Genomic DNA, 1,637 nt, shown 5'->3' with positions numbered 1-1,637 from the left:
TGGGCACCCCGCGTGCCGTCATCGACCGCACTCGCAACGTTGCGATCTGGACTTGGGCGCTACAGGGCGAAGCCTTCGGTAACAGCCCTCCGAATCAGGACCCCGATCTGGACAGCACGAACTTCGTATTCGACATGCGGTTCCCGGGGCAGCGGTATGACGCCGCTACGGGGCTGAATTACAACTACTTTCGGGATTACGATGCGGGGAGTGGGCGGTATGTGCAGAGTGATCCCCTGGGGGGCATCGACGGCCCCGCGACATATCCCTATGCAGCGAGCCGTCCTATTGCCTCAATTGATCCGCTGGGGCTGCTGACAGTTTTTGTCATTAACCATAATGGGCTCGGCCATGTAGGATACTGGACCTCACGCGGCGGGGCACATGGGCAGCCTTCGTTATATGATCCAAATGGAAGTTTTACCGAAGGTGGTAGCTCTGCCCTGATTGAAGGTGAGCTGGCAAATATTGAGAAATTTGTAGCATTTCAGCTGAAGGATGGTCCGAAGGTAACGCTCTATTTGATAGATACAACGATAGAGGAAGAGATGGCGCTGACGAGTAGCGCAAACGACACAGGGACTTGGCAATTTATGGATTGCGCATCCAGTTCCACTTCTGCCGCGAGATTTTCTTCTGATCGTTTTTCTGGCTTGGCACAAGCATTCACAGTTGGTGGCGCATCAAGAAGTATGGAGTCGTTCATGGGCGCTCAGTCTGGAAAGAAAAATGGACTGAAAATTGTTAAACGTGGTTGGGGGGCAAAAAAATGAAATCGGCATTTATTTCTTCGCGTGTGACCTTCGTGTTTCTGCACGTCGGGATATTCGCATTGCTATCGAAATTCCGTCCCGGCGAGCTAAGCTCTTCTGCGTTCTATGCGTTTGATGTTTTAGTGGCTGCATTGATCTCGCTTTGGCTGCTTGGCGGTGGCGGGCGAGTTACCTTCAAGCGAGCTTTGGGTGGGGTTGTTTTTTCTTACGCAGCATCATTGCTATTCTTTGTTGCATTCTCATACTATATATTCAGCCAGCCTAATACAGGTGGCGGCACCTTTAACCTAGGCGGTGCCATATTGTCGAACCCTGCGGATTTTGTTTGGCATGTAATCTTGGCCGGATTGCTGATCCTCTGCTGGCTTGCGACCGCTTTCGCAGCGCTTTTTCTGGCTATCTATCAGTATATTCAGCGATCTCGCTCAGGCGGCGCGGCTGGTACACCATCGGTGCTTGGCTAGAGTGTTGGAGAAGTGAAGAGAGGCGGCATCCTGAGCTTCGCCGAAGTCTGCGGCGTATCCCCGTAGCAGCCTGCTCAACTAGGCCTGCTACGCCCCGTTCGGCCCCGCGGTCGGCTGGACCTACGGCAACGGCCGCGTCCTGTCGCGCAGCCATGACTTGGACTACCGCGCCCAGACGATCCAGGACAACGCCGGCGGCGGCCTGTCGCTGCACTACGGCTACGACGCCGCCGGTCAGCTCAGCGAGCTCAAGGACGGCCTGCAGAGCGCGTTCCTGGCCCGCTACGACTACGACAACCTGGGCCGCCTGACCATCCTGCGCGACGGCCTCAGCAGCATCCCGATCGAGACCTACACCTACGACGCCACCGGCAACCGCACCAGCCTGCTGCACGGCGGT

General features: G+C 56.0%; 2 protein-coding genes and 1 pseudogene. All 3 read left to right on the top strand.

Annotated features, from left to right (window positions below; all coding sequences use genetic code 11):
- A partial coding sequence (locus tag ASE43_RS21300; protein ID WP_162258788.1) for an RHS repeat-associated core domain-containing protein occupies nt 1-773 on the top strand: 773 nt, incomplete at its 5' end.
- Complete coding sequence (locus ASE43_RS21850; protein ID WP_157499896.1) at nt 770-1,237, top strand: hypothetical protein; 468 nt, start codon at nt 770-772, stop codon at nt 1,235-1,237. The genes ASE43_RS21300 and ASE43_RS21850, both read left to right, overlap by 4 nt.
- A 70-nt stretch (nt 1,238-1,307) precedes the next feature.
- Nucleotides 1,308-1,637: pseudogene (locus tag ASE43_RS12225) on the top strand (hypothetical protein); the annotation flags it as partial.

Source organism: Lysobacter sp. Root983 (genome assembly GCF_001429345.1).
Lineage (GTDB): Bacteria > Pseudomonadota > Gammaproteobacteria > Xanthomonadales > Xanthomonadaceae > Lysobacter.
The sequence above is the reverse complement of the archived record's forward strand: the minus strand, read 5'-3'. Positions and strand labels throughout refer to the sequence as shown.